Origin of the sequence: Pseudomonas sp. 5Ae-yellow, from assembly GCF_014077575.1 — a bacterium.
Lineage (GTDB): Bacteria > Pseudomonadota > Gammaproteobacteria > Pseudomonadales > Pseudomonadaceae > Halopseudomonas > Halopseudomonas neustonica.
This window is the reverse complement of record NZ_JACGWE010000104.1, coordinates 1-1,507: the sequence shown is the minus strand read 5'-3', so window position 1 is coordinate 1,507 and position 1,507 is coordinate 1. Positions and strand designations below refer to the sequence as shown.

2 protein-coding genes are annotated in these 1,507 nt (G+C 44.0%); both read left to right on the top strand.

Features of this window, described 5'->3' with window-relative positions:
- Positions 1 to 208, top strand: a 208-nt coding sequence (locus H4J77_RS20235; RefSeq protein WP_310735019.1) for a hypothetical protein, incomplete at its 5' end; no start/stop codon positions are given.
- Entirely contained in the window at positions 141 to 1,409 is a 1,269-nt protein-coding gene (locus H4J77_RS19415; RefSeq protein WP_182250096.1) for a nuclease-related domain-containing DEAD/DEAH box helicase, read from the top strand. The genes H4J77_RS20235 and H4J77_RS19415, both read left to right, overlap by 68 nt.
- Positions 1,410 to 1,507: the final 98 nt, after the last annotated feature.

Below are 1,507 nucleotides of genomic sequence, written 5' to 3'. Positions count from 1 at the left end.
GCAAGCTGAGGCCTTGGGCATGACTAACTTGAATGGTGGCACGCTCTTCAACGCTGAGTTCGGAATAAGACATAGGGCAGCACCGTACCGGAAAGGTCAGGTGTTGCACTCAGTTTTTGCCGCCGCCGAGCATCTAAAAGTTGAAGCGTTTTGTATCACCGCCCATCGATCAATTCGACAAATTAAGACAGCCGCTTACAAATGGTGAACGGCAAGTATTTGATTTTTTTAATTCCCACCTTCCGATTGAATGGGAAATATATGTTCAACCACATTTAAACGGATTAAGGCCTGATTTCGTCATATTACACCCACGCGCCGGTATAGCAGTGTTTGAGGTAAAAGACTGGAACCTTGATGCAATGCACTATGAAGTGATTGAAAGGGAAGGAAAGGCACCTGTTCTTATTGGCGAAAAAGATGGGGAAAGATTCTCGCTTCAAAATCAAAACCCTATAGAGAAAATTCGTCGATACAAAGAAGAGTTACATGAGCTTTATTGTCCAAGATTGGATGGCAAGGCAAGCTTTGCCGCAATAACCGCAGGAGTAATATTCCCTTTTGCTGCGGACTCAGAAGTAAATAATTTGTTCAAATCTAGTCTAAGTTATAGAAAGATGGACGAATACCCAGCTTACAACCCTGTCTCGGGTAAGAATGCTATTCAGTCGGGGCTACTTGACTTGGTCTTTCCTGAGGGTAAAAGAACCTATTCAAAGTTTATGACTGAAGATCTTGCAAATGATTTGAGGAGCTGGCTTGTGGAGCCGGACTTTGCCTCATCGCAGAGGCAGCCTTTAGAGCTTGATAGCACACAGCTTTCTTTTGTGAAAACCAGAACCAAATTAGGTTATCGACGAATTAAAGGCCCTGCGGGTTCTGGTAAGTCGTTAATTCTAGCAGCAAGAGCTGCTGAATTACTGGGAGAAGGAAAGAGTGTCCTAGTGGTCACCTTTAACATCACGCTTCTCCATTATCTGATGGATATTGCTGTTCGATGGCCGCAGTCATCAGGACGAACAAGAAAAGATATAACGTGGTTAAACTTTCATTTCCTCTGTAAGCGTATTTGCCAGGAAAACGATTGCGAAGAAGAGTACAGGGATCTTGATTGGCGCGAAAATGTCAATAAAGTTTTGAATGCAGACCTTCCAAATTTGGTCTCATCAATCATTGACTCAGACGAGGCTGGAGTGGTTAACAAATTTGATGCCATATTGGTTGATGAAGGCCAAGATTTTTTCCCAAGCTGGTGGAATGTTCTCAGGAAATTGTGTAACGAATCTGGCGAAATGCTTCTTGTGGCTGATGCAACTCAAGATATTTATGGTACGGCAAGTTCTTGGACAGATGAAGCAATGACAGGCGCGGGGTTTCCAGTGACCTTTCCCCCAAATTCCACGCCATGAACTCGATGAGATTTCCAGCTAACCTAGCAAGATGGAGATCTCGATATGAAGAAGACGCGATACACCGAAGAGCAGATCATCGGCGCTATCAAGGAGCA